Below are 23,624 nucleotides of genomic sequence, written 5' to 3'. Positions count from 1 at the left end.
CGCCCTCAGTACTCGATGAGGGCGGCCTTCTCGGCGGCGGACAAAAGCTCCCTCGAGATCCGGTCCGCCTCGTCGGCGGTGAGGATCAGCGGCGGCGCGAGCACGACGTTCTTGCCGGTACGCCGGACCAGCACTCCGTTGTCCCGCATCAGTTTCCGTACCTGCGCGGCCCGGCGGGACCGGTCCATCTCGACCGCGATCATCAGGCCGCGGCCACGGATGTCGGTCACACAGGCGAGTTCCCGCAACGGTTCCAGCGCGGTCAGCAGCTGCTCACCCCGGGCCCGGGTGTTCGCGAGGAGCTGTTCGGACTCGATGTGGGCGATCACCGCGAGCCCGGCGGCGCACGCGGTGGCGTGCCCGGAATGCGTGTGCCCGTGCACGAAACCGGCCATCTTCTTGTTGCTGTCGAAGACTTCGAAGACGTGCTGGGTGGTGGTGACGGCGCCGAGTGAGATGTACCCCGCCGCCAATCCCTTGCTGGTGGCCAGGATGTCCGGCTGGACGCCGGCGTGCTGGTGGCCGAACATCAGCCCGGTCCGGCCGAAGCCGGTCGTCACCTCGTCGAGGACCAGCAGGATCCCGTGTTCGTCGCACAGTTCCCGCACGCCGCGCAGGTAGTCCTCCGGCATGACGTAGGCGCCACGCGATTGGACCGGCTCGACGAGAACGGCCGCCGTGCGCTTTCCATGCTCGGCGAGGAAGCCTTTCATCGCGCCGATGCCTTCCTCCGGGCCGGGGACGGTGACGAACCCGTTCGGCGTGAATTCGTCGGAGATCGGCGACGGTGCCCCGGCGGTCGCGGCACCGGCCATCGTGGCGCCGTGATAGCCGTTGTGCAGCGAGACGACGAGTCCGCGCTCGGGCGAACCGAGTACGGCCTGGTAGAAACGCGCGATCCGGATCGCCGCCTCCATCGCCTCGGAACCGCTGTTGCAGAAGAAGGTCCGGGTCAGCGCCGGGCCGGCGAGTTCGCCGATCCGTTGCGCCAGGCGGATCGCCGGGATGTTGGCGCCCTCGCCCATGTCGTAGGTCATCAGGTTCGCGACCTGCGTGGCGATCGCGTCCACGACCGGCCGGCAGGCGTAGCCCAGCGTGGCGTTGAATCCGGACGACTTCGCGTCGAGGTAGGTGCGGCCGTCGGCGTCGGTGACCTCGCAGCCCTTACCGGACACCGCGACCAGCGTGTCCGGGCTGACCCGGCTCGGTGACCACGGGTGCCACAGGTACTCGGCGTCGACGGCGAGCAGATCCGCCTGCCCCTCGGTTTCGCTCATTCCGCGCAGCCTTTCACTAGTGGGCTTCTTCTAGCGGGCGAGCCGGGCCCGGACCGGGAGGGAGTGCCAGGCTCGCAGGGTGTTGTTGAGGCGGCGCTTCCCAGGGGCCGCCGGTTCCAGCGTCTCCACGCGCTCCGCGAGCGCGGTGATGAGGCATTCGGCTTCGAGCCGCGCCAGGTTCTGTCCCACGCACTGGTGCAGGCCGAACCCGAAGCCCACGTGCCCGGAGGGGTCGCGGGAGAGGTCGAACTTCTCCGGGTCGGTCCACCGCCGGGGGTCGCGGTTGGCCGCACCCAGGAACATCAGCACCTTGGCGCCGTCGGGCACCACGTGGTCGCCGACTCCGACATCGCCCACCGCGGTACGGAAGAACGTCTGCACCGGGGACGCCCACCGCACGGCCTCGTCGAACGCGATACGCGCCAGCGTCGGCTCCACGCGAAGCCGGGCCCACTGCTCGGGATGCGTGACCAGCGCGTGCATGACCGCGGCGAGCGCGTGCACGGTGGTGTTGAACCCGGCGGCGAACAACGACCGCACGACCCCCGGGGCCTGCTCGTGGGTGATCTCGCCGCGGTCGGCGGCCGCCCAGATCTGCCCGCCGAGACCGTCTTCGGTCAGCTTGTCACGCTGGCAGTGCTCCATGACCCACGTCGTCAGGAACTTCGCGTGCGGCGCGCCGGCCGCCACGAGTTCGTTGCGCGGGCCGAACGCGTTGAGGAGGAAGTCGCTGAACGGCAACAGGTTCTCGCGGCCTTCTTCGGGCAGTCCGAGCGCGTCGCCGACCGCGCGTGGCGGGAACTTCTCCGCGATCGCCGTCACGGCGTCGAATTCGATCGTGCTGCCCGGCGTTCCGTCGAGGACTTCGCCGACCATCTTGTGCGCCTTGGCCATCCATTCGGCGCGGAGCCTGCGCTGCACGCGCGGGCCGAGCAGGTTCGCGAGGACCCGTCTCGGCGCGTCGTGATGGGGCGGGTCCGCCTCGACGACGATGCTCAGCTGACGCCACGGTTTCCGGGTCCGGAAGTTCGACAGGCCGACCCCGGCGCCGGATTGGAACCCCTGCCAGTTACGCAAAGCCGCGTACACCGCGTCGTACCGGGCGACGGCGTAGATGTCGTGCGCGCTCAAATAGGACAGCGGCCCGGCGTCGAGCAGCGCGTGCTCGAGCGGGTACGGATCCGTCAGCACCTCGGTGCCGAACGGGTCGATGTCGATGACGGGCAACGACGTCATGATCACGGCCTCCGGGGCTTACAGATCCAGTACGAGCCGGTCGGTGCACGAACGTGAGACGCAGGGGAACATGCAGTCGCCTGCCGCGCGGTCCTCGGCGGTGAGCAACGCGTCGCGGTGGTCGACGACGCCGTCGAGGACCGTGGTCTCGCAGGTGCCGCAGACACCCTCCATACAGGACGAAAGCAGGTCGACGCCGACCGTGCGCATCGCGTCGATGACCGTCATGTCCTGGGTGACGGTCACGGTCGCCCCGCGCCGCGCCAGCACGATGTCGAACGGCTCGTCGCGCACCGGGGCACCCTGCTCCGGCGCCGAGAAACGTTCGGTCCACAAGGTGGGCGCCGGCCACGGGGCGCAGGCGTTCTCGACGGCGTCGAGCAACCCGGCCGGGCCGCAGCAGTAGACGCGGAGGCCGTCACGGACGTCGCCGAGCCAGGATTGGAGATCCGGGCGGCCCTGTTCGTCCTCGGGGACGATGTGGACTTTCTCGTCATACACCTCGAGTTCGTCCCGGAACGCCATGGAGTTTCGCGATCGGCCACCGTAGACGAGGTTCCAGTCCGCGTTGGTGAGCTCCGCCTGGTGGATCATGGGAAGCAGCGGCGTGATCCCGATCCCGCCCGCGATGAAGAGGTAGTTCTTCGAGGGCACCAACGGGAAGTTGTTGCGAGGGCGGCTCACTCCGACGGTGTCGCCTGCGCGGAGTTCGTCGTGTACGTAGGCGGAACCGCCGCGGCTGTCGGTCTCACGGAGGACTCCGACGCGGTATTCGTGGGCGTTCCACCGGTCTCCGCACAGGGAATACTGGCGGGTCAGCCCGCCGGGCAGCACCAGATCGATGTGGGACCCAGGCGTCCAGTCGGGCAGACGCGCGCCGTCCGCGGCCTTGAGGACCAGCGAGACGACGCCTTCGGCGACGACGTCCTTGGCCGCGACGCGCAACGTCGTCTGCACCTGCGCCGCTCCGGCGTCCTGCATCTTGACCCGCCCTCCGCTCGGTTCGTGCTCTCCACGGTTCCACGGCGGACGGATGTGTACGTCTCCCTGAATGCTGGCTCTCTCGCGAGGGGCTGAGCAATCGGGAATATTGTTTCCGGGGGTGCGCGGGGCAGACCATCGGGTGTCTACGTCGATCCCTGGAGGACGCATGTCGCATATCACGGTGGATCCCACCAAGCCCGGAATCATCGGCCTGTTCGCTTTCCGCCCTGAGACCGCGAAACCGCTCGGCGAACTGGTCGAGACCCTGCTGCGCGGCCCGAGCTCGCTCACCACCGGCGAGCGCGAGCTCATCGGTGCCGTCGTTTCCAAGGAGAACGATTGCCACTTCTGCGCCGAAGCGCACGGCGCGTTCTCCGCCGCCCAGATCGAAGGCGGCGCCGAGACCGTCGCGGCCGCCAAGAAGGACATCACCACCGCGCCCATCTCCGACAAGCTGCGCGCCCTGCTGAAGGTCGCGCTGGCCGCCCGCGAGAGCGGCCACTCGGTCACCGGTGCCCTGGTCGAGAACGCCAAGGCCGCCGGCGCCTCCGAGGCCGACATCCACGACACCGTCCTGATCGCTTCGCTGTTCTCGCTGTTCAACCGATACGTGGACGGGCTCGCCACCGACGCCCCCGACCAGGCCGAGTGGTACGCCGGTGCCGCGCAGGCACTGGTGGCGGGCGGCTACGCCGCGATCTCGGGTGCGGCGCAGACTGAGGCCCAGGCCGCCTGAGGTACATGATGGCCCCCTTCCTCGCGCTAGGCGCAGGGAAGGGGGCCATCATGTACTTAGGTCCCAGATCCGTGAAGGCCTCCTTGAGGGACCCAGAGTCCCTCAAGGAGGCCTTCACGGACTTGCGGGCAGCGCTCAAGCGGCCCGAGGAACCACCGGCTCCGGCGAAGAATCCGAAGAGTCCGGAGTAGACGAAGTCCTCGAAGCAACCGAAGCAGGAGCAGTGGCCGCGGCGAAGACGCCGATGATCACGAGCGGCACCAACAGCAACGTCAGCGCCGTACTGATCCCGAACGTCTGCGCGAGCCACCCGAAGATCGCCGGGCCGGCGAGTACACCGGCGTTGTGCAGGGTGCTGTACCGCGCGATCGCCAGGCTGGTGTTGGATTTCGTGCCGTGCCCGACGGCGCTGGAAATGATCGGGATCGCCACCGCGAGCCCGACGCCCGCCATCGCGAGTCCCGCCAGGCCGAACCAGACGCTCCGCACCAGGACGGCGAGCAGTACGCCGGCCGCGGTCATCGCCATGCTCCAGCGCACCAGCGCCACCGCGCCGAATCGCCGGTGCAGCCGGTCACCGATCAGCCGGGTCCCGGTCTGCGCCACGATGAACGCGAAGTAGCCCAGCGACGCGATGTTCGCCGCCGCCCCGCGTTGCTCGCTCAGGAACACGCCGCCCCAGCTGGAAACCGCGCCTTCGCACAGCGCGACCGCCGCGCCGAGACCACCGAGGACGATCACCGCACGGGTCCAGCCGGAGAAGAAGCCGACCTTCGGCGCCTTTTCCGCCGCGGGCGAAGAAGCGCGGGATTCCGTCAGCAGCCAACGACCGCTGAACAGCGCGATCGCGATGAGGACCACCGAAACGACCCAGAAATGGGCGCTCAGCGCCCATTCGGCGCGCACCGCCAGCACCGTGCCGCCCGAGCCGAGCAGCGCGCCGATCCCCCACACCGCGTGGAGGCTGCTGAGTACCGGCCGCCGCGCCCGCCGTTCCACCTCGACGCCCTGCGCGTTCATGGACACGTCGAGAAGACCCGCGATGATACCCCAGATCAGCATGCCGAGACCGGCGGTGATCGCACCGGGCATCGCCGCCATCAGTGGCAGGAACCAAGGCAACACAAGGGAAGTGACGCGGATGACCGCCCGGCTGTCGAGATGGTTCGACAGATGACCCGCAAGCTGCATCGCCAGCAGCACGCCGACGGTCTGGGCCAGCAGCACCATGCCGAGTTCGGCGAAGTTCAACCCGAGTTCGATCCGCAGCTGCGGCACTCGCGCGAACCACGAGCCGAGCATGATCCCGACCATCAGGAAGATCCCCGAGATCGCGATCCGCTGCCGCCGCACGTCCTTCACCGGATGGATCTCCAGCCCGCTACTCATCGCCGCTCGCCACACCGGACGTGTCCCCGAAGCCGGACTCGCCGGTCCAACTGCCCACCTCGACGTGCGCGTTGAACGGCTTCCCCTCGGCGTCGCGCATCGGCGGCCGCCGGTGCGCGAGGTGCAGGAAGACGTCGTCGTACTGCGTGACGTCACCCGCCGCGGAAATGCGGTAGAGCATGTCCTCGTCCTCGCCGCCCCAGCCCTTGTAGCGCTCGTCGAAGCCGCCGATGCGCTGGAAGATCTCCGGCCGCGTCCACAGGCACGCGCCAGGGACGTCGCGCAGCAACAATCCGCGAGCTCCGGCCAACGGCGCTTCCGGCGTGTTCTCGCCGCAACGTCGTTCGATCAGCCAGTCGCTCGAAGGGCCGTCCAGCGACAGCATTTCGGTATGCGGCAGATGTGCGTCGGCACGCTGGTCGGCGAACCGCGCGTGGTTGCGCTCCAGGAATTCCCGGTCCACGAGGATATCCGCGTCGAGCAGGCACAAGGTCCGTGCCGCGCCGAGGGTCTCGCGCACACCCACGTTCAGCGTCCAGGACTTGTTGAACAGCCCTTCGCCCTCGATGTGCACGTAGTGGTCGACCAGCGGCTCGACGACGTGCTTCCATCTCGGCTTCTCGTCGAACTCGACGACGGTGACGCGGTATCGGTCCGACGGGAACGTCTGGTCGCGCAGCGCGAGCAGGCACGCGGTCAGGTTCCGGATCCGGCCCGCGCCGTCCCGATCGGACAGTGGAACGACGACGAGGATCTCGTCGCCGGTACCGGAGGGCCGCGAGCGTACGCCGCGAGCGAGTTCCGTCAGCCTGTCGAGCCCGGCGGGCTCGGACTCCGGTTCGTAGAGCCTGCCACGGAAATAGTTGATGTAGACGTTGTCGTCCGCGGCGTCGGCCTCCTGCCCCAGCTTCCCGGCCAGACCGGGGTTTTCGTCGAGCAGCGCGACGACGCGCTCTTCGAGCCGCCGTTCGGCGAACGTGTCGGTCGGCTGCGCGACCAGCCGGCGGTACGCCAGGTCGTGACCGATCTCGGCTTCGAGCGGGTCGACCACGGCACGGTAGAAGCGTTCGCTGTGCATCCAGTAGTCGGCGGCGACGTCCGGCACGGCGGGATCATGGGCCAGGACGACGTACCGGACGATCCGCCCCGCGAGATCCGCGCTCCCCGGCTCGGCCTTCCAATAAGCCGACGCCGAAGCGAAAGTCTTGCCGCCCGTGCGGGTCGGCCGGATCTGCATCGGATTGGTCGCCCGTAACACGCACATCGGGCTGCAGTCACAGGGGTGCGGTTGCACTGCTCCTCCGTTCCTCGTTTACTCGGATACCGAGCGTGACAGTCTGTCTCGGGGTGGAACGTCTTCTTGATTGCCGACGGTCTCGGTATTTTCCCGCCGGATGAGAACCCGCATCACCGGTCCCGTGATCGCCGTCGTGACGACCGCGACCAGCACGAGGATGGTGAACCCCAATTGATTGACGAGCCCGTGTTTCAGCCCGATCGTGGCGACGACGAGTTCGGTGACGCCGCGGCAGTTCATCAGCGTGCCGAGCTGGATCGCCTGTCTCCCAGGTAGTCCCGCCAGCCTGGCCGCGCCGCCGGCACCGAGCAACTTGGTCAGCTGCGCGACCACCAGCACCCCGGCGAACAACAGCCAATGCGAGACGTCGGCGCCGAGGAGACCGATCGACGTGCTCAACCCGACCAGCGCGAAGAACAACGGCAACAGGACGACGACGGTGAAGCCGCGCAGTTGCTCGCTGATCCGTTCCACGACGGGACAGTCGCGAGGAACGGCGGTGCCGAACAGGAACGCGCCGAGCAAAGCGTGCAGGCCGAGCATCTGGGTCAGCACGGCGAACCCGATCGCGCCCACGAGCAACACCACGGTCATCACCTTGTCGGATTCGATCCGCGTGACCAGCTTGGCCAGCACCCGGCGCACGACCAGCTGGGTGACGACGACCAGCGTCACGGCCAGTATCGCCGTGGTGAGGACGCTTCCGCCGCCGTGGACGCCGGTGCCCACCAGGATCAGCGTCAGGGTCAGCCAGGCGATGCCGTCGCCGATCGCCGCGCTGGTCAGGGAAAGCGCGCCGAGGCCGGTCCGCTCGATCTTGAGATCGACCAGGATCCGTGCCAGTACGGGCATGGCGGTGATGGCCAGCGCGAGCGCGAAGAACAGGACGAAACCCGCTTTCGGCGCTCCGGCTCCGGCGAGCACGGACGACGACGCGAACGCGACGCCGATCCCGGCGACGAACGGCAACCCCATTCCGCCCACCACCACCGCGCCGACCAGTGACTTCCGTTCGATCCGGTCGGTCCGCAGTTCGCAACCGAGCAGGAACATGAACACGACGAGCCCCAGCTGCGCCGCTCTGTCCAAATGGGACAGAACCTCGGACGAGAACAGCCAGGCGCCGCCCGCGGGCCAGATCAGGCCCAGTACCGAAGGCCCCAGCAGGAGCCCGCCGACGATCTCGCCGAGCACCGCCGGCTGTCCGACCCTTCTCAGTACCTCCCCGCAGAAATGGCTGACCAGCAGGATCGCGCCGACGGCGAGCAGGAACCGCGTGATCGGTTCGATGGCCATGAGTCCACCCTTCCTCGGGTGCACGGACGCCGAAGGGCGCGGGCGGCCATCGAGGCCCACCCACGCCCTTCGACTCCGACGATCAGGCCGCGTCGGCCTGGGTTTCGTCGCCCGCCGCCAGTTCGGCGAGGCTGGTGTAGATGTGGTCGGACACCGCGGCCACGGTGGGCTTGGCCCACAGGATGGTCGGCGGGAGGTCCATCCCGTAGCGCCGCTGCAACCGCACCCGCAGCGCCACCGTCATCACCGAGTCGACCCCGAGTTCGACCAGCGGCCGCTTCAGCTCGATGTCACCGGCCTCCAGGTTCAGCTCCGCCGCCACCTGCTCGCGGACGTCGCCGGTGACCTTCTCGCGAGCGTCGGATTCGGACAGGTTCGCGAAGTCGACGGTGAACCCGTTGCCGGCGTTGGCCTCGGCGCTTTCGTCGACCACCGTGAGCTCGCGGAACATCGGCAGTTTCCGCTGGTGCGGCGGGGTCGGGAGGACCCGCAGCACCGCCTGGTAGTCCGAGGAGAACCGGTCACCGAACGCCCAGGCCCGGAACGCCTCCGAAGCGGAAACGGCCTCCAGGCCACGGGAGTTCGCCTCGAGCATGGTCGTCGCGATGTCCTGCGACAGACCGACACCGCGCCACGCCGTCCAGCCGAGGCTGATGGTGTCGCCCGCGCCGCCCGCGTTGCGGTGCGTGGCCAGCGCGTCGAGGAACGAGTTGGCCGCCGCGTAGCTCGCCTGCCCGGAGAGTCGGGCGAACTGGCCGCACGAGGAGAACAGGACGAAGAAGTCGAGCGAGCCCGCCGGGAAAAGCCGGTGCAGCACCAGCGCCCCGCCCACCTTCGGCGCGAACACGTCGCGCAGCGCGTCCTGGTCGACCTTGTCCACCAGCGCGTCGTTGACGACACCGGCCGCGTGGATGACGCCCGTCACCGGCGGGAGACCCAGCGCGCCCGGCGCGAGCGCCGACGCGACCGCGTCCTCGTCGGTGATGTCCAGCGCCAGCACGCCGACCGTGACACCCAGCGCTTCGAGGCCGAGGACGCTGTCGATCTGGTGCCGCACGTCCGGGTCGGTCACCGAAGGCCAGTCCGCACGCGGCGGCAGGCCACGACGGCCGGCCAGCAGCAGGCGGCGGGCGCCGCGATCGACCAGCCAGCGGGCGACCTCGAGACCCAGCCCGCCGAGACCACCGGTGATCAGCACCGTGCCCGAAGGCGAGCAGTGCAGCGGGGAACCGTCGGCGCTGCGGGTGATCGGGCTCAACCGGGCCACTTCGGCGCCCTCGCCGGTCAGCGAGATGACGTCCTCGTCCCCGGCCGGGCCGTGGAAGACGTCGATCAGCCGCGCACCGAGGTCCGACGCCGTGCAGTGCTCGACGTCGATCGTGCCGCCCCACAGTTCCGGGTGCTCACCGGCGATGATGCGGCCGACGCCCCACAGCGGGCCGTGCGCGACCGAACGCTCGTCGGTGCCCTGGCGGACGCCGCTGGTCACCGCCCAGATCCGCTGGGTCGCGACCTTGCCCTTCGTCGTCGCCTGCAGTTCCGCGATCCGCTGTGAAGTGCGGATGAGCGACCAGGTCGCGCGCTCGGTCGCGTCCTCCAGCCGCTCGCCTTCCGCCGCCCGCGAAGGCGCGACGACGACCGCGCCCGGGTTCGCGAACAGTTCGGCGGTGAGGTCGAGCGGTTCGCCGTCGATGGCCACCTCGACCGCGGTGGCGGTGACCCCCGCCGCGGTGAACTGCTCCACCAGGGTGCCGGTGGTGGCGGGCGGGCCGATCACGACGATCTGGTCGAGGTCCGAACGGATCGTGGCCTCGGGCAGTTCGTGCCAGCTGACCTCGTGCACCAGGTCACGCGGCAGGACCGCGGTGCCCAGGTGCTCGACCGCCGCGAACTTCAGGCCGATGACCTCGCTGACGATGTCGCCGTCCTCGTTGGCGACGAGCACGTCGACGGTGTCTTCCGGCGACTTCGGCGAGCGCATGGCGTGCACGATGATCCGCGCGGGCGGCTCACCCTTCCAGGCCACCTTCTCGATGCCGCGCGACATCCACAGCACGGTGGCGTGGCCGGGCGAGACCACCATCGCGCTGATCGTCAGCGCGGCGTCGATCACGTGCGCCCAGCTCGTCGCCAGCTTCGCGGGCGGCGCGACGCAGTCCATCAGCGCGAGCTGCTCGACGTCGTCGTAGTACAGCTCGCTCATGTCCCACGGGAACGCGTAGCCCTCGACACCCATGCGGCCGAACATCTCGTCGGCCTTCGTGAGCGACCCGCTGGGCAGGCGGTCGCGGATCGTGGCGAACTCGATCCGCCCCTCCGGCACCTTCGCGCTCGTGTCGATGGAGGCAGTGGTGTGCGTGATCCACTCGTCGCTGTCGGCGCTGGTCTCGTCCGCGACACGGGTGGCGAGCGCGAGCGACCGGCCTTCCTTGACGATCTGGACGATACGGGCGGGCTGCACGGCGAGCGGGGTGCGCAGCACGATGTCGGTCAGCGCCGGCGCGACCTCTTCCTCCGCCGCGAGGGCGAAGGTGTTGATGATCGACGCCGCCGGGGTGACCTCGACCCCGACCAGGCCGTGGCTCTGCGGATACGGACGGCTGTCCATGTCGAGCCGGGTCTGCCAGACCTGCCGCGACGGCGCGCCGGACACGGTCATCCGACCCCCCAGCAGGCTGTGGCTCTCCGGGTCGTGCCCGCTGCCGAGGCCGGTGTCCGCGCCGGTCTCCGGGAAGATCCAGTACGGCCGGTGCTGCCACGCGGCCGCCGGGATGCCCAGCAGGTCACCCTCGGGGAAGTCCCGCGTCCAGTCGATCTCGACCCCCTGGACGTGCAGCTTGGCCAGGTTGTGCAGCAGCGTGCCGACCTCGTCGGTGTTGCGGCGCAAGGTGGCGCAGCCCGCCAGGTCTTCGATGCCGAGGCTCTCGGCGGTCTCGATGATCGAGTGCGAGACGACCGGATGCGACGAGATCTCGACGAAGACGCGGTGTCCGTCCTCGAACGCGGCCTCGACGGCTTCGGCGAAGCGGACCGGGTTGCGCAGGTTGCCCGCCCAGTAGTTCGCCCCGCGGGCGACGCCGGAACGCGGGTCGGTCAGCGCGGTGCTGTAGAGGCTGACCGACGGCGGCCGCGGGTTGAGCTGCCGTGCCGCGGCCTCGACCTCTTCGAGCACCGCGTCCACATGCGTGCTGTGGAAGGCGATGTCGGTGTCGACGACCCGCATGTCGATGCCCTCTTCACGCCACCGCGTGACGAGTTCCGCGATCGCGCCCTTGTCACCGGAGACGACGGTCGACGTCGGGCTCGCGGAGATCGCCGCGACGAGGTCGGCGCGGTCACCGAGCTTGGCCTGGACCTCGGCGAACGCAAGGCTCGCCAGCACCATGCCGCCGTCGCCCTCCAGCCGTTGCAACGCGGCCGCGCGGCGGCAAGCGAACCGGGCGGCTTCGAGCAGGTCGAGCGAACCCGCGGCCACCGCGGCGGCGATCTCGCCGACGGAGTGCCCGATGATCGCGCCCGGCTTGACGCCGCGGCTGCCCCACACCTCGGCAAGGCCGACCTGCATGGCGAAGGTCAGCGCCTGGACGTGCGCCGCGGTCCACGGACCGCCGTCGAGGATCGCCTCACGCGGCGTCCAGCCCAGTTCCTCACGGTAGACACCGGCCAGCGAGTCGATCGTGGCGGCGAACCCGGCGTGCTCGGCGAGCAGTTGACGGCCCATGCCGGACCACTGCGAACCGTGCCCGGAGAAGACCCACACCGCGCCGTCGCTCTGCTGCCCCGCGCGGGCCAGCAGGATGCCGGACGCGGGCTCGTCGACCGCGAGCGCGCGGAGCCGCTCGGTCAGCTGCTCGGTGGAGGCGGCGATGACCGTGCCACGCTGGGGAAGGTGCGAACGCCGCCGCGAAAGTGTGTACCCGATCGAAGAAAGGGTCGCCTGGGGGTTGGCATCGATCCAGTCCGCGACGGAACCGGCGAGCGCGCGCAGACCGGCCTCGGACATCGCGGAGATCGGGAAGACCTTCCGCGTACCGTCGCTGGATTCCTTACCGGACTTGCGTTCCGGCTGCGCGGGCCCCTCTTCGAGGACGACGTGGGCGATCGTGCCGCCGACGCCGTAGCTGGACACACCGGCGCGGCGGGCGTTCTCACCGGCGGGCCACGGGGTGGTCTCGCCGACCAGTTTCAGTCCCGAGCTCGGGTCGGAGATCGCGTCGTTGGGTTCGGTGTGCAGGCTCGGCGGGATCTGCTCGTTGCGCAGCGCCAGCACGGTCTTGATCACACCGGTGATGCCCGAACCACCCTCGACGTGCCCGATGTTCGGCTTCACCGAACCGACGAGACAAGGGTTCTCCGCGGATCGCACGGCACCGATCACGGCGGCCAGCGCCTCGACTTCTTCACCGTCACCGGTCGGGGTCCCGGTGCCGTGCGCCTCGACGTAGTCCACAGTGGACGGATCGACGCCCGCGCGCTCGTACACCTCGCGCAGCATGTGGGCCTGCGCCTCGGCGTTCGGCGCCATCATGCCCTCGGACCGGCCGTCCTGGAAGACTCCGCTGCCCCGGATGACGGCCTGGACCGGGTCGCCGTCGCGGATCGCGTCCGAAAGCAGCTTCAGCACGATGACACCGGCGCCCTCGCCGCGGCCGTACCCGTCGGCGTTCTTGTCGAAGGCCTTGCTGGTGCCGTCCGGCGACATCGCGCCGGCGCCCTCCAGCGCCACGTTCAGCGCCGGGGTGGCCATGATGTTGACGCCACCGACGAGCGCGATCGACGTCTCACCGGTGCGCAGGCTCTGCGCGGCGATGTGCAGCGCCGTCAGCGATCCGGCACAGGCGGTGTCGACGGCCATGCTCGGGCCGCGGACGTCGAGGAAGTAGGAAACGCGGTTCGCGATCCCGTAGAACGTCGTACCGTTGACGGCGTACGCGCCGGTGAGGGGGATGTCCTCCAGCAGGCGGCGGCCGTAGTCGTTCGAGTTCGCGGCGACGAACACACCGGCGTCGGAGTTGCGCAGCGACAGCGGCGGGACACCCGCGTCCGCCAGCGCCTCCCAGGCCAGTTCGAGGATGAACCGCTGCTGCGGGTCGAGGAAGTCCGCCTCACGCGGGGAAATGCCGAAGAAGTCGGCGTCGAATCCCTCGATGTCGTCGAGGAAGGAGCCGCGGATCGTGGTCCCCCTCAGGATCGCGGTGGCCTGCGGACTGCTCGCCGCGTAGGACTTCCACCGCTTTTCGGGCATGTCACTGACGGTGCTCTTACCATCGGCCAGGAACTCCCAGAACTTCTCCGGGGAGTCGAGGTCTGGAGCGAACCTGCAACTCATACCGATGATCGCAATGGCTTCGTCGGGTGCTTTGTACTCGCTCAAGTCCTCGCTCCTCGAAGTAATAGGTCGCCTGAGGCGGAGACAACACAAAATTCCGGCGTCTCGTTGTACGGACAGCGTCTGCCCTGGCGCCTCGCTCCGGCATCTCCTCGACTGCTTGCGCGGGATCCTCGAGCGATCTCCGAGTGCGTGCGCAAGGTTCGAGACGCCCGCGCGCACAGCACGTCCCTAGAGTCCGATCGGGACCCATATCGAGGAGGAACAGCCATGCCGGGATCAGCGGGGCGGTCGACCGGGACGGGAGTCGTGCCGTGGCCGAGGAACGTCGCGGACCGCTATGTCGCCGAGGGCTACTGGGAAGGCCGGTCGCTGGGGACGCATCTGGCCGAGGCCGCGCGCAAGTACCCGGACGAGGTCTGCCTCGTCGACGGGGACGTGCGGCTGACGTTCCGTGAACTGCTGGCGAAGGCCGACGGCGCGGCGATCCGGATGAGCGCGGCCGGGATCGGCGCCGACGACCGGATCGTCATCCAGCTGCCGAACTGCTGGGAATTCGTCGTCACCACCGTCGCCTGTTTGAGACTCGGCGCCGTTCCGGTGTGGACGATGCCGCAGTTCCGCGAACACGAGATCGGCGGCATCCTCGCCAACGCCGAAGCCGGGGCGATCGTCGTTCCGGACGTCCACAAAGGATTCGACCACCAGACGCTGGCCCGCGAGGTCCTTCCGGACGGGCTCGTCTTCGTGGTGGGCGAGGACGTCCATCCCGGCAACATCGACCTTCGCGCGCTGTTCGTCGCGGACGAGCCCGTCGAGGTCTCGCAGGCGCTCGACGCCGCCGCGCCGAACGGCAGCGCCGTCGCGACTTTCCTGCTTTCGGGTGGGACGACCGGGCTGCCGAAACTGATTCCGCGCAGCGGCGACGACTTGAGCTACATGATCAAGACGGCGTCGGAGATCTGCCGGTTCGGGCCGGACACCTCGTATCTCGTCGTGCTGCCACTGGGACACGGGTTCGCCAACACCGGGCCGGGGATCCTCGGCGCGCTGATGTCCGGCGGACGGATCGTCATCGCGCCGTCGCCCGCGCCGCGACAGGCGTTGCCGCTGATCGAAAGCGAGCGGATCACCGCGACGTCCGCGGTGCCGGCGATCCTGCACCGGTGGATCGAGTACCTGGACTCCGATCCCGGTCTGGATCTGTCCACTTTGGAGATGATCCAGATCGGCGCCGCCAAACTCGACCCCGCTTTGGCGGCGCGGGTCCGGCCGAAGCTCGGGTGCACGTTGCAGCAGGTTTTCGGGATGGGCGAAGGACTCCTGTGCCTGACCCGGCTCGACGACCCGGACGAGCTGATCCTGCATACCCAAGGGAAGCCGATCTCACCGCACGACGAATTCCTTTTGGTGGACGAAGAAGGCACGCCAGTCCCTCCAGGCGAGCCGGGGATCCTGCTGGTCCGCGGGCCTTATACGACGCGCGGCTACTACCGCTCGCCGGAGTTGAACGCGCGGTCGTTCGTCGACGGCTGGTACAACACCGGCGACATCGTCCGGATGACACCCGAGGGTTACCTGGTGGTTTCCGGACGGGAGAAGGACGTCGTCAACCGCGGCGGGGAGAAGATCAACGCCGAGGAGATCGAGACGTTCGCCCTCGAACTGGACGGCGTCGAGCACGCGGCCGCCGTCGCGATGCCGGACGCGGAACTCGGCGAGGTCGTCTGTCTCTACGTGGTCGCCACGAAAGCTGTTTCCCTGCAGGCTCTCCATGCGCTGATGCTCGGTGCGGGCGCTGCCAGGTTCAAGCTTCCGGAGCGGCTGGTCGTCGTCGACGCCCTGCCCGTCACGGGAATCGGCAAGGTGGACAAGAAGGCACTGCGGGCCGACATCGCCGCGCGCCTGACCCAAGTCCCCCACGCCGCCTGAAAGTCCGTGAAGGCCTCCTTAAGGGACCCAGAGTCCCTCAAGGAGGCCTTCACGGACCTCGGCTACGCCTTAGCCAATTCCACAATGGACATGTACGACTTCTGGCCGACCATGTGCGTCCCGCGCACCTCTAGCCCGGCCTGCCGCGCCAGCTCCGCCAGTTCGGAGAGACCGCGTTCCTTACCGCCGTTGTAGATGAGCATGCGCAGGTCCATCCCGGTGTTCGGGGTCTCGCCGTCGGAACCGATCGCCTCGACGAGCAACACGACACCGTCGTCCCCGGCCGCCTCCGCGCAGCGCTTCAGGATCGCGACGGACGGTTCGTCGTCCCAGTCGTGGATGATCGCCGACAGCACGTACGCGTCCGCGCCGGCGGGCAGCGGGTCGAAGAAGCTTCCCGGCACGACGTCGACCCGTTCGGCCAGACCGTTTTCGGCGAACCGCTCCCGCGCGTTCGCGGCTGGGCCCGGCAGGTCGATCAGGGTGCCGCGCAGCCCGGAATGCTTGAGCAGCAACGCTTCCAGCAGAGCGCCGCTGCCACCGGCGACGTCGGCGACGTGACCGAGGCTCGCCCAGTCGTAGGCGTCGACGATGCCCGAGTTGTCCAGCGCGATGTGGTGCCCCATCAACGCGTCGAACGACGCCGAAAGTTCCGCGTCGCCGCTGAGGTCGTCCCAGAACGGGACGCCGTGGCGCACCGAATAAGACTCCTCGCCGGTCTTGACCGCGTGGCCGAGGTCGACGAAACTCAAGTCACCCTTGCCGATGGCACCGTTCATGTCGAGCCACTTCCGCTTGCTGCGCGGGTGGCCGTCCCGGAGTTGCTCGCCCAGTTCGGTCGCCGCGTAGGCGCCCGAGTCGTCCTTGGTGAACAGGCCGACGGAGACCAGGTGCAGCAGCAGGCGGTCCAGCGCCCCCGCGTGCGTACCGGTGACCGCGGCGAGTTCGGCCGGGGTACGTGCCCCACCGGCGATGTGGTCGGCGACCCGTAACGTGGCCGCCACGCGTACCGCCATCGGTGTCGCCAGATCCGCCAACGCCCTCAGCCCGAGCCGTCCCGCGTCGTCGACCGACATTTTTGCTCCCTTCGCCCTTCGGTCAGGCTAGGGGCGGAAGGTACGGCGAGGCTTATCCACGACTGCTCGCAATCGGGGAGAGGCGCTCCGCCGCCCGCGACCGATAGCGTCGTTCACCGAGGGGAGGGCAGTTCCCCGGACCGGAGGTCGCATCCCGTGGCACACCACGAATTCGAACCACGGCTGGCGATTCCCGGACGCGGAGCCGTGGCACTGCCCGAACTCGCCGGAACGCTCAGCGTCCGCGAACGTGACCTCGCGGACGCTGAGCGGGACTTCGGCGGCCACGTCCACCGCCGCCCGCTCGCCGTCGCCTTCCCGGCCACCGCGGTCGACGTGGCGACGCTCGTGCGGTTCGGCCGGGCACATGGAATCCCTGTCGTGGCACGCGGTGCCGGGCATTCCGTCGACGGGCAGGCACTGACCACCACCGGCATCGTCATCGACATGTCGACACTCGGCGGGGTCCGCCCGTTCGGGCCGGACCGGATCAGCGTGGACGCGGGCGCACGCTGGCGCGCGGTCGTCGACGCGACCCTGCGCACCGGCACCGTCCCACCGGTACTCCCCGACTACCTGGAACTTTCCGTCGGCGGGTTGCTGTCCACCGGCGGTTTCGGCGGTGCGAGCCACCGGTACGGCTCGCAGGCCGACAACGTCCACGACCTCGACGTCGTCACCCCCGACGGCGAACTGGTGACCTGCTCACCCAGCGGCAACGCGGCGCTCTTCGGCGCTGTGCGCGGAACGCAGGGACGGCACGGGATCATCACACGCGCCACCGTCGCGCTGACCCGCGCGCCCGCGAAGGTCCGGCGGCATCGCCTGATGTATCACGACCTCGGCGCGTACCTCGGCGATCAGCGACGGCTGGTGGACGGACTCCGCTTCGACCATGTGGACGGTCAGGCACAGTATGTGGACGGTCGCTGGCGTTTCGTCCTGGAAGCGGTCTCCGCGCTGTCGCCGTCGATCGACGATCTCCGGCACGATTCCGCCGAGATCATCGACGCGACCTATCGGGAGTTCCTCGACCGGATCCAGCCGATCGAGGCGCACCTGCGGTCGACCGGTTCGTGGTACCACCCGCATCCGAGGGCGAACGTCCTGCTGCCCGGCGCTCACGCCGAAAAGATTCTCGGTGATGTCTTGGCGGACCTGACGCCTGAGATGCTCGGCGACGGCGGCAGTGTCCTGCTGTATCTCTTACCGACCGCGCGGGTGTCCGCTCCCATGGTCCCGACCGCGCGGGATCCGTACACCGTGCTGTTCGGCGTCCAGCGGACCGCGCCGCCCGGAGATTCCGTGACGCTGCAACGCATGCGCGAGGCCAACGCCGCTCTGCACGCGACCGCGCGCCGTCTCGGCGGGGCGAGCTACGCCTATCCCCTGGGCGACACGGACGCCCGGGCCGCCTGAATCGCGACGACCGCGCGGTCGACGTCGGCCTCGGTCGTACTCCAGTTGGACACGGAAATGCGCATCAGGCGCTGGCCGTGCCAGGTGGTCGCACCCATCCAGCACTCGCCGGAACGCTGCACGGCTTCGACGACTCGGTCCGTTTCGTCGCCGAAGCCGACGAGAACCTGGTTCAGCACCACGTCGTTGACGACGGTGATGCCCTCCGCCGTAAGTCGTTCGGCGAACCGCCGCGCCAGCGCACAGCAGCGCTCGACCATCTCGGCGACCCCCTCGCGGCCCAGCTCGCTGAGCGCCGCCCATGTCGCGAACCCCCGCGCGCGGCGGGAGGACTCCGGCACGAAATTGCTCGGCGCTCTCACGCCACCCTCACCCTGGCCGGTCAGATACGCGGCGGTGAGCGACATCGCGGCCGCGTGCGACCCGGGATGGGCGCAGAAGGCGTAACCGCTGTCGTAGGGGACATTGAGCCACTTGTGCCCGTCGACCGCCCACGAATCCGCTCGCTCGACCCCCGCAACTAGAGGACTGGTTGCGGGGTTGGCGGCCGCCCAAAGGCCGAAGGCGCCGTCGACGTGGACCCAGGCACCGTGCCGGTGGGCGATCTCCGTCGCGGCGGCGAAGTCGTCGAAGGCACCGCTGTTCACGTTCCCGGCCTGAAGGCAAACGATTGCGGGCCCGTCGAGCGTCTTCTCGAGGCCGGCGATGTCGATCGCGCCCTTGGCATCGGCACCGACGGGCGTGACGGCGTCGGTCCCCAAGCCGAGAAGACGCAAAGACCGGTCGATCGTCGCGTGACGCTCCTCGCTCGCGATCACTTTCAGCGGCGGTGCCCCGTTCAGGCCGCGGCGCTCCACGTCCCACCCGGCCTGCGCCAGCACGTGATGACGAGCGGCGGCCAGGCAGACCGTGTTCGCGCCCTGGCCGCCGGTCACGAACCCGAAGGAGGTGGTGGACGGCAGGCCGAGAACGTCCTTCAGCCACTCACCCGCCACCTCCTCGACGATCGCGGCGGCCGGTGACGTGACCGTGTTGAAAGCGGGCTGATCCCAGCCGGTCGCCAGCATGTCGGCGGCCGTCGCGGCGTCGAGCGCGCCACCGGTGACGAACCCGAAATACCTCGGCCCGGTGGTCGCCACCAGCGCGGGTTCGACGGCGTCCGCGAGCCGCCGGATCACCTCGGCGGGCGGGGCGGGTTTCTCGGGCAGTTCGCCGAGCTTTTCCCGGACGCCTGCCGTGTCGTCCGGGAAGACCGGGCCGTCGGCCACGCTTTCGCGGTAGCCGGCCACGCGGGCGGCGACGTCGGCCAGCAAACCTCGCAGCTCACTCATCCGGCGGCCCTCTTCCGATCGTCGCGCGGCCCGTTACCCGCTCATGATTTCACGATCACGGCCGTGAAGGTTGCTTCGCGAGCAAGGCGCCGGCCACGAACAGCACACCGATGAGCAACAGGATGAGTGTTCCAGCGTCGAAACCACCCAGCAGTCCGAGCAGGACAGCCCACGCGGCGAGGCCTCCGCCCAGCCAGCCGGGCACGCGTTCGCCGCGCCGGGTCAGCCGGACCACGAGAGCGCCGAGCAGAAACAACGGCACGCCGAAACTCCCCGGACCGAGCCAGAACGCCTCGGCCATGGGAAGCCGGTCGGGCGACGGGTCCAGTGTGACCGTGTTGAAGAATCCTTCGTCGAAGATCCGCGCCCAGACTTCGTCGCGCATGAGAGCGGCGACCACGGTGTGGAAGAGACCGCCGCAGAGCGCGAGAAGCCCGCCCCACGCGGAGAGGTTTCGCCACCAGGCTCGGGACGTGGTGGCCGCGGGATATGTGTCGGTTGTCGTCATGTGCCCAGGCTGCGCGCCGCCCCGGCGGAAATCCTCGGCTGGAGGTCGCTGACCGCTCCACCGAAATGATGAGATCAGCTAGTGCCCTGAGAGGTTGGGAACGCGGCTGGCAGGTGGGTGAGGGACCTGATGATGCCGCGGCGCGGGCCGCGGAGATCCGGAAGCGCGCTTTGGGAGACACCAGTCTAGCTCGGACGAACGAGCCCGTTCTCGTACGCGAAGATCACCGCTTGCACCCGGTCGCGGACTCCGAGTTTGGCGAGGAGGTGGCCGACATGCGTTTTCACCGTGGCTTCGGAGAGGAAGAGGTGCTGCGCGGTCTCGGCGTTGGAGCGCCCCTGGGCGATCTCCAGCAACACATCGCGTTCGCGCGCGGTGAGCCGCTCCAGCAGCGGGGAAGTTTCGCGTGCGACCGCGAGCTGGTCCAGCATGCGGCGGGTCGTGGAGCGCGCGAGCACGGCATCGCCGGCATGGACGGCGCGGATCGCGTGGAGCACCTCGTCGGCCGACGCGTCCTTGAGCAGGAACCCGCTCGCGCCGGCGCGTAGCCCGGCGATGGCGTACTCGTCGAGATCGAACGTCGTCAGCAGGATCACTTTGGGCGCGTTCCGACGGGCGGTGACCAACCCGGTGGCCTCGACGCCGTTCATCCGCGGCATCTGTACATCCATCAGCACGACGTCGACCCGCGTCTCGGCGAGCTTCGCGACGGCCTCCACCCCGTCGGCGGCCTGCACGACGATCCGGATGTCGTCGGTCGCGTCGACCACCATGGCCAGGCCGACCCGGACCAGTTCCTGGTCGTCGACCAGGGCGACGTCGATCGTCATTTCACCGCTCCCCGTTCTCCGGCACGAAACTCCGCACGCACCTCGAAACCGCCGTCGACGGGACCGGCCTCGAACGTACCGCCCGCGGCTCGCACCCGCTCCCGGACACCACGCAGGCCGGCACCGGCGCCGGGCAGCGACGCCCGATCCTCGTCGTCCCCTCCGTCGTCCTCGACGGCGAACACCGACGCCCCCGGTATGTGCGTGACCCTGACGGTGACGCACACGTGCGGGCCCGCGTGCTTGACGCTGTTGGTCAACGCCTCCTGGATCAGCCGGTAGGCCGCCATGGCCGCGCCCGCCGTCAGCGCGTCGGCCGAACCCCGCTCGGTCAGGCGGACATCGACACCCGTCGCGCGTACCCGTTCCACCAAGGCCGGGATCCCGGCGAGCGAGGGCCGCCCGGCCTCCCGCAACACCCGCAGCGTGCCCCGCATGTCGGCCAAGGCCTCCCGGGCGGTGCCGGCGATGACGGACAGCGCCTCGGCCGCGCGGTCCGGTGACTTGGCGGCGATGGCGGAGCCGCCTTCGGCCTGACGCACGATGACCGCCAGTGAATGGGCGACGATGTCGTGCATGTCGCGAGCGATGCGACGGCGTTCGTCGGCCGCGGCACGCTCGACGGCTTCCTCGGCCTCTTCGGCGAGACGCTGCCGCCGTTCGAAACGAAACCGGCCCGCGGCCCAGGTACCGGCCACAGCCGCGACCAGCGCGAGAAGGGCCAGCAGGAGCGTGAGCCATCCCGCGGGCAACGCGCCGTACGCGGTCGCCGTCCTCGCGGTGCACAGCAACGCCCCGGTCACGCTGATCCCGAGGGCGAGCAGGCTCTTGGGCAGGGGCCGCCACGCGGCGACGGCGTAGAGGTGCACCAGGTAGACCGCCGACGACGGCAGAAAGAACAGGGGGATCTCCATACCGTCGCTCGCACCGGCCAGCCCCAGCGGCGCTGGGGAGACCATCGTGTTCGGCAGGGTGACGGTCACCGCCATCGCGAGACTGGCGACGACGAACGCGGCTTCAGCGGCGACCCGCCGCAGCGCGACGGTGGCGAGTACGGCGGCCCCGCAAAGACCCGCCCCCCACAACGCCCAGGCCGGAGACTCGGCCACCAGCAGGATGTCGAGCGAAGGCGGCCCGAGCATCACGGCGATGCCCAGGGCGAGAAGGGCGTCCGAAACGAGGGGGTGTCTCCGCGTCCACCGGTCCACACGGTCGGTCCACGTCACGGCCACGATCGTAGACACCGATGTCCACTCATCGGAGACTCAGCCGCCAGCGGTCGCTCTCTTTCCCTTGACCACGCGGTTCACCTTGTCGGCGGAGACGCCACTCTCGCGGAAACCGTTCCGCCGGAGCCGCCGATCAGCTGGCTCACACGCTGTGGTGTCAAACCGAGTTCCGCGGCGAGCTCCCGCCCGGACAACCCGGATGTTCCCAGGTTTTTCGCCACTTCACGCTGTTTTCGCGGCGGCTCTGCCTCTTCGAGGTCGAGAGCGAGCGCGATGTACTCCCTGGCGACAGCCTCCGCCTTGGACAAGGTGCCCGCCTGCGAGACACCGACGCCATCGACCTGCAGTCCCCACCACGCTTCCAGCGCCTGGCCAAGACAACGTAGGTGTCGGCCATCGCAGCGATCCCTTCGGTGGGCACGCGAGCTTCTCCACTTCTCATGACTCCCCCCGAGTCGATGACCACGCAGATCCAGGGGGACTGGATGTGAACGGGAGCCGATTCGGATCCCGCCCGTGGACAAGGGGTGTGACCAGGGCGTCGTGTGACCTTGGGAAACCTTGTTTGACCAGCGTTGGAATGCCCCGGTACCGTGTGGCGTTAGCACTCTTGTCGGCTGAGTGCCAATGCACGAAGGAGCAGCAGTGCCCACCTACCAGTACGCCTGCAAGGAATGCGAACACGCTTTCGAGGCCGTGCAGTCGTTCTCCGACGCGAGCTTGACCGTGTGCCCGCAGTGCTCGGGGCCGCTTCGCAAGGTCTTCAGCTCGGTCGGCGTGGTCTTCAAGGGCAGCGGGTTCTACCGCAACGATTCGCGCGATTCGAAGGCAGGCACGACCTCGGGCACCCCGGCCAAGGGCGAGGCCAAGACCGAGAGCAAGCCGGAGTCGAAGACCGAGTCGAAGACCGAGTCGAAGACCGAGTCGAAGCCGAAGACCAAAAGCGAGTCATCCTCCTCCACGGGTACGACGAAAACGGCCGCCGCCGCTTCCTGACGTCCCGAGTTGTCCACAGGCCCCCGGTTGTCCACAGCCGGGGGTTTTCGTTCTTTCCGGCCCCGGCACCGCCCCCTAGCGTCGAGATCATCACCGATCGACGAGGGGAATCCCGTGTTCCAAGATCTGCCCGCCCTGCGAAGACTTCGAGGCAGGCCCGCACGGCTGCTCCGCCGCTGGCTCGCCCTGTCCCTGCTGCTCAGCGGCCTGGTCGCGCTCTTCCTTCCGGCCTCCGCGCGCGGCACGCCCGGCGCCGCGACCGTGGTCTCCGCCCGTGACCTCCCGGCGGGGACACTGCTGCGCGCCGAGGACCTCAAACTCGTCGATCTCCCCGAGGACGTCCGTCCACAGGGTGCCACCGGTCGGGCGGCCTCGGTCGAGGGGCGGATGCTCGTCGGAGCGGCGCGGGTGAACGAACCGCTGACCGACGTCCGCCTGCTGAGCGCGGCCATCCCCGGAACGGGTGATCCGGAAAGTTCGACTGTCCCGGTGAGGCTCGCCGACGCCGGTGTCGCGGAGTTACTCAGGCCGGGTCAGCGGGTCGACGTCGTCGCGGCCGCCGAGCACGGGCGGGAGGCGTCTGTGCTGGCCGGTATGGCCGTCGTGGCGGCCGTCGGCGACCAGGGCACCGGCGGGCCGAAAGCCTCCGGCGCCGGGAGCAAGGGACCTTTGGTGCTGCTCTCCTTGCCCTCCGCGACCGCGACACGAGTGGCGGCCACCTCGCTGGAACGGTCCATAACGGTTACCCTCCGCTAGCTC

Annotated in this window: 18 protein-coding genes; 5 read left to right on the top strand and 13 right to left on the bottom strand. The window is 69.2% G+C overall.

Going from position 1 to position 23,624, the window contains the following annotated elements:
* Positions 1-5: 5 nt before the first annotated feature.
* The 3 genes from ACM6LU_RS22080 to ACM6LU_RS22070 are packed head-to-tail and all read right to left on the bottom strand — an operon-like array spanning position 6 to position 3,494.
* Entirely contained in the window at positions 6-1,277 is a 1,272-nt protein-coding gene (locus ACM6LU_RS22080; RefSeq protein WP_414939629.1) for an aspartate aminotransferase family protein, read from the bottom strand.
* 30 nt (positions 1,278-1,307) lie between these two features.
* Positions 1,308-2,513, bottom strand: coding sequence for a cytochrome P450 (locus ACM6LU_RS22075; protein WP_414939628.1), 1,206 nt, complete (start codon positions 2,511-2,513; stop codon positions 1,308-1,310).
* Between the two features lie 18 nt (positions 2,514-2,531).
* Positions 2,532-3,494 carry a PDR/VanB family oxidoreductase gene (locus tag ACM6LU_RS22070; RefSeq protein ID WP_414939627.1) on the bottom strand — a complete coding sequence of 321 codons (963 nt, stop codon included), beginning with the start codon at positions 3,492-3,494 and terminating at the stop codon, positions 2,532-2,534.
* A 169-nt stretch (positions 3,495-3,663) separates the two neighbouring features.
* Between ACM6LU_RS22070 and ACM6LU_RS22065 the strand changes: the two genes are divergently transcribed.
* Positions 3,664-4,233 carry a carboxymuconolactone decarboxylase family protein gene (locus ACM6LU_RS22065; RefSeq protein WP_414939626.1) on the top strand — a complete coding sequence of 190 codons (570 nt, stop codon included), beginning with the start codon at positions 3,664-3,666 and terminating at the stop codon, positions 4,231-4,233.
* 135 nt (positions 4,234-4,368) lie between these two features.
* Here ACM6LU_RS22065 and ACM6LU_RS22060 read toward each other — a convergent pair whose 3' ends face one another.
* The 4 genes from ACM6LU_RS22060 to ACM6LU_RS22045 all read right to left on the bottom strand — a co-directional run bounded on the left by ACM6LU_RS22060 (position 4,369) and on the right by ACM6LU_RS22045 (position 13,589).
* A complete protein-coding gene (locus ACM6LU_RS22060) occupies positions 4,369-5,622 on the bottom strand; it encodes an MFS transporter (RefSeq protein ID WP_414939625.1) in 1,254 nt (417 codons plus the stop codon).
* The gene (locus ACM6LU_RS22055; RefSeq protein WP_414939624.1) at positions 5,615-6,859 is read right to left on the bottom strand and encodes a glycosyltransferase; all 1,245 of its coding nucleotides are present in this window, start codon (positions 6,857-6,859) and stop codon (positions 5,615-5,617) included. Before ACM6LU_RS22055 ends, ACM6LU_RS22060 begins: the two co-directional genes overlap by 8 nt.
* A 75-nt stretch (positions 6,860-6,934) precedes the next feature.
* Positions 6,935-8,215: a cation:proton antiporter gene (locus ACM6LU_RS22050; protein WP_414939623.1), complete on the bottom strand. Its 1,281-nt coding sequence runs from the start codon at positions 8,213-8,215 to the stop codon at positions 6,935-6,937.
* A gap of 82 nt (positions 8,216-8,297) precedes the next feature.
* Positions 8,298-13,589 (bottom strand): beta-ketoacyl synthase N-terminal-like domain-containing protein, encoded by a 5,292-nt coding sequence (locus ACM6LU_RS22045; protein ID WP_414939621.1) that lies wholly within the window; start codon positions 13,587-13,589, stop codon positions 8,298-8,300.
* A gap of 225 nt (positions 13,590-13,814) precedes the next feature.
* Between ACM6LU_RS22045 and ACM6LU_RS22040 the strand changes: the two genes are divergently transcribed.
* A complete protein-coding gene (locus ACM6LU_RS22040) occupies positions 13,815-15,476 on the top strand; it encodes a (2,3-dihydroxybenzoyl)adenylate synthase (protein ID WP_414939620.1) in 1,662 nt (553 codons plus the stop codon).
* 62 nt (positions 15,477-15,538) lie between these two features.
* Here the strand turns inward: ACM6LU_RS22040 and ACM6LU_RS22035 are convergent, their stop codons facing one another.
* Positions 15,539-16,552 carry a methyltransferase gene (locus tag ACM6LU_RS22035; protein WP_414939619.1) on the bottom strand — a complete coding sequence of 338 codons (1,014 nt, stop codon included), beginning with the start codon at positions 16,550-16,552 and terminating at the stop codon, positions 15,539-15,541.
* A gap of 156 nt (positions 16,553-16,708) precedes the next feature.
* Here ACM6LU_RS22035 and ACM6LU_RS22030 point away from each other — a divergent pair, with 156 nt between their 5' ends.
* Entirely contained in the window at positions 16,709-17,971 is a 1,263-nt protein-coding gene (locus tag ACM6LU_RS22030) for an FAD-binding protein (protein ID WP_414939618.1), read from the top strand.
* Here ACM6LU_RS22030 and ACM6LU_RS22025 read toward each other — a convergent pair.
* From ACM6LU_RS22025 to ACM6LU_RS22005, 5 genes are all read right to left on the bottom strand, one after another.
* A complete protein-coding gene (locus ACM6LU_RS22025; RefSeq protein WP_414939617.1) occupies positions 17,935-19,302 on the bottom strand; it encodes a pyridoxal phosphate-dependent decarboxylase family protein in 1,368 nt (455 codons plus the stop codon). The two genes, ACM6LU_RS22030 and ACM6LU_RS22025, sit on opposite strands and share 37 nt — an antisense overlap.
* 55 nt (positions 19,303-19,357) lie before the next feature.
* Positions 19,358-19,810, bottom strand: coding sequence for a DUF6463 family protein (locus ACM6LU_RS22020; protein ID WP_414939616.1), 453 nt, complete (start codon positions 19,808-19,810; stop codon positions 19,358-19,360).
* 185 nt (positions 19,811-19,995) lie between these two features.
* Complete coding sequence (locus tag ACM6LU_RS22015) at positions 19,996-20,640, bottom strand: response regulator (RefSeq protein ID WP_414939614.1); 645 nt, start codon at positions 20,638-20,640, stop codon at positions 19,996-19,998.
* Positions 20,637-21,866: a sensor histidine kinase gene (locus tag ACM6LU_RS22010; protein WP_414939613.1), complete on the bottom strand. Its 1,230-nt coding sequence runs from the start codon at positions 21,864-21,866 to the stop codon at positions 20,637-20,639. Before ACM6LU_RS22010 ends, ACM6LU_RS22015 begins: the two co-directional genes overlap by 4 nt.
* An 80-nt stretch (positions 21,867-21,946) precedes the next feature.
* Entirely contained in the window at positions 21,947-22,177 is a 231-nt protein-coding gene (locus ACM6LU_RS22005; protein WP_414939612.1) for a hypothetical protein, read from the bottom strand.
* 337 nt (positions 22,178-22,514) lie between these two features.
* On the opposite strand from ACM6LU_RS22005, the gene ACM6LU_RS22000 reads away from it, so the two are divergent.
* Together ACM6LU_RS22000 and ACM6LU_RS21995 are read left to right on the top strand one after the other, a co-directional pair.
* Positions 22,515-22,865 carry an FmdB family zinc ribbon protein gene (locus ACM6LU_RS22000; RefSeq protein WP_414939611.1) on the top strand — a complete coding sequence of 117 codons (351 nt, stop codon included), beginning with the start codon at positions 22,515-22,517 and terminating at the stop codon, positions 22,863-22,865.
* 114 nt (positions 22,866-22,979) lie between these two features.
* The gene (locus ACM6LU_RS21995; RefSeq protein WP_414939610.1) at positions 22,980-23,621 is read left to right on the top strand and encodes an SAF domain-containing protein; all 642 of its coding nucleotides are present in this window, start codon (positions 22,980-22,982) and stop codon (positions 23,619-23,621) included.
* Positions 23,622-23,624 lie beyond the last annotated feature (3 nt).

Source organism: Amycolatopsis sp. cmx-11-51 (genome assembly GCF_047608665.1).
Classification (GTDB): domain Bacteria; phylum Actinomycetota; class Actinomycetes; order Mycobacteriales; family Pseudonocardiaceae; genus Amycolatopsis.
The sequence above is the reverse complement of the archived record's forward strand: the minus strand, read 5'-3'. Positions and strand labels throughout refer to the sequence as shown.

Bases quoted from the DNA above. Each gene is read 5' to 3' on its own strand.
- ACM6LU_RS22080 (WP_414939629.1), bottom strand. From the start codon at position 1,277: ATGAGCGAAACCGAGGGGCAGGCGGATCTGCTCGCCGTCGACGCCGAG.
- ACM6LU_RS22075 (WP_414939628.1), bottom strand. From the start codon at position 2,513: ATGACGTCGTTGCCCGTCATCGACATCGACCCGTTCGGCACCGAGGTG.
- ACM6LU_RS22070 (WP_414939627.1), bottom strand. From the start codon at position 3,494: ATGCAGGACGCCGGAGCGGCGCAGGTGCAGACGACGTTGCGCGTCGCG.
- ACM6LU_RS22065 (WP_414939626.1), top strand. From the start codon at position 3,664: ATGTCGCATATCACGGTGGATCCCACCAAGCCCGGAATCATCGGCCTG.
- ACM6LU_RS22060 (WP_414939625.1), bottom strand. From the start codon at position 5,622: ATGAGTAGCGGGCTGGAGATCCATCCGGTGAAGGACGTGCGGCGGCAG.
- ACM6LU_RS22055 (WP_414939624.1), bottom strand. From the start codon at position 6,859: ATGCAGATCCGGCCGACCCGCACGGGCGGCAAGACTTTCGCTTCGGCG.
- ACM6LU_RS22050 (WP_414939623.1), bottom strand. From the start codon at position 8,215: ATGGCCATCGAACCGATCACGCGGTTCCTGCTCGCCGTCGGCGCGATC.
- ACM6LU_RS22040 (WP_414939620.1), top strand. From the start codon at position 13,815: ATGCCGGGATCAGCGGGGCGGTCGACCGGGACGGGAGTCGTGCCGTGG.
- ACM6LU_RS22035 (WP_414939619.1), bottom strand. From the start codon at position 16,552: ATGTCGGTCGACGACGCGGGACGGCTCGGGCTGAGGGCGTTGGCGGAT.
- ACM6LU_RS22025 (WP_414939617.1), bottom strand. From the start codon at position 19,302: ATGAGTGAGCTGCGAGGTTTGCTGGCCGACGTCGCCGCCCGCGTGGCC.
- ACM6LU_RS22020 (WP_414939616.1), bottom strand. From the start codon at position 19,810: ATGACGACAACCGACACATATCCCGCGGCCACCACGTCCCGAGCCTGG.
- ACM6LU_RS22015 (WP_414939614.1), bottom strand. From the start codon at position 20,640: ATGACGATCGACGTCGCCCTGGTCGACGACCAGGAACTGGTCCGGGTC.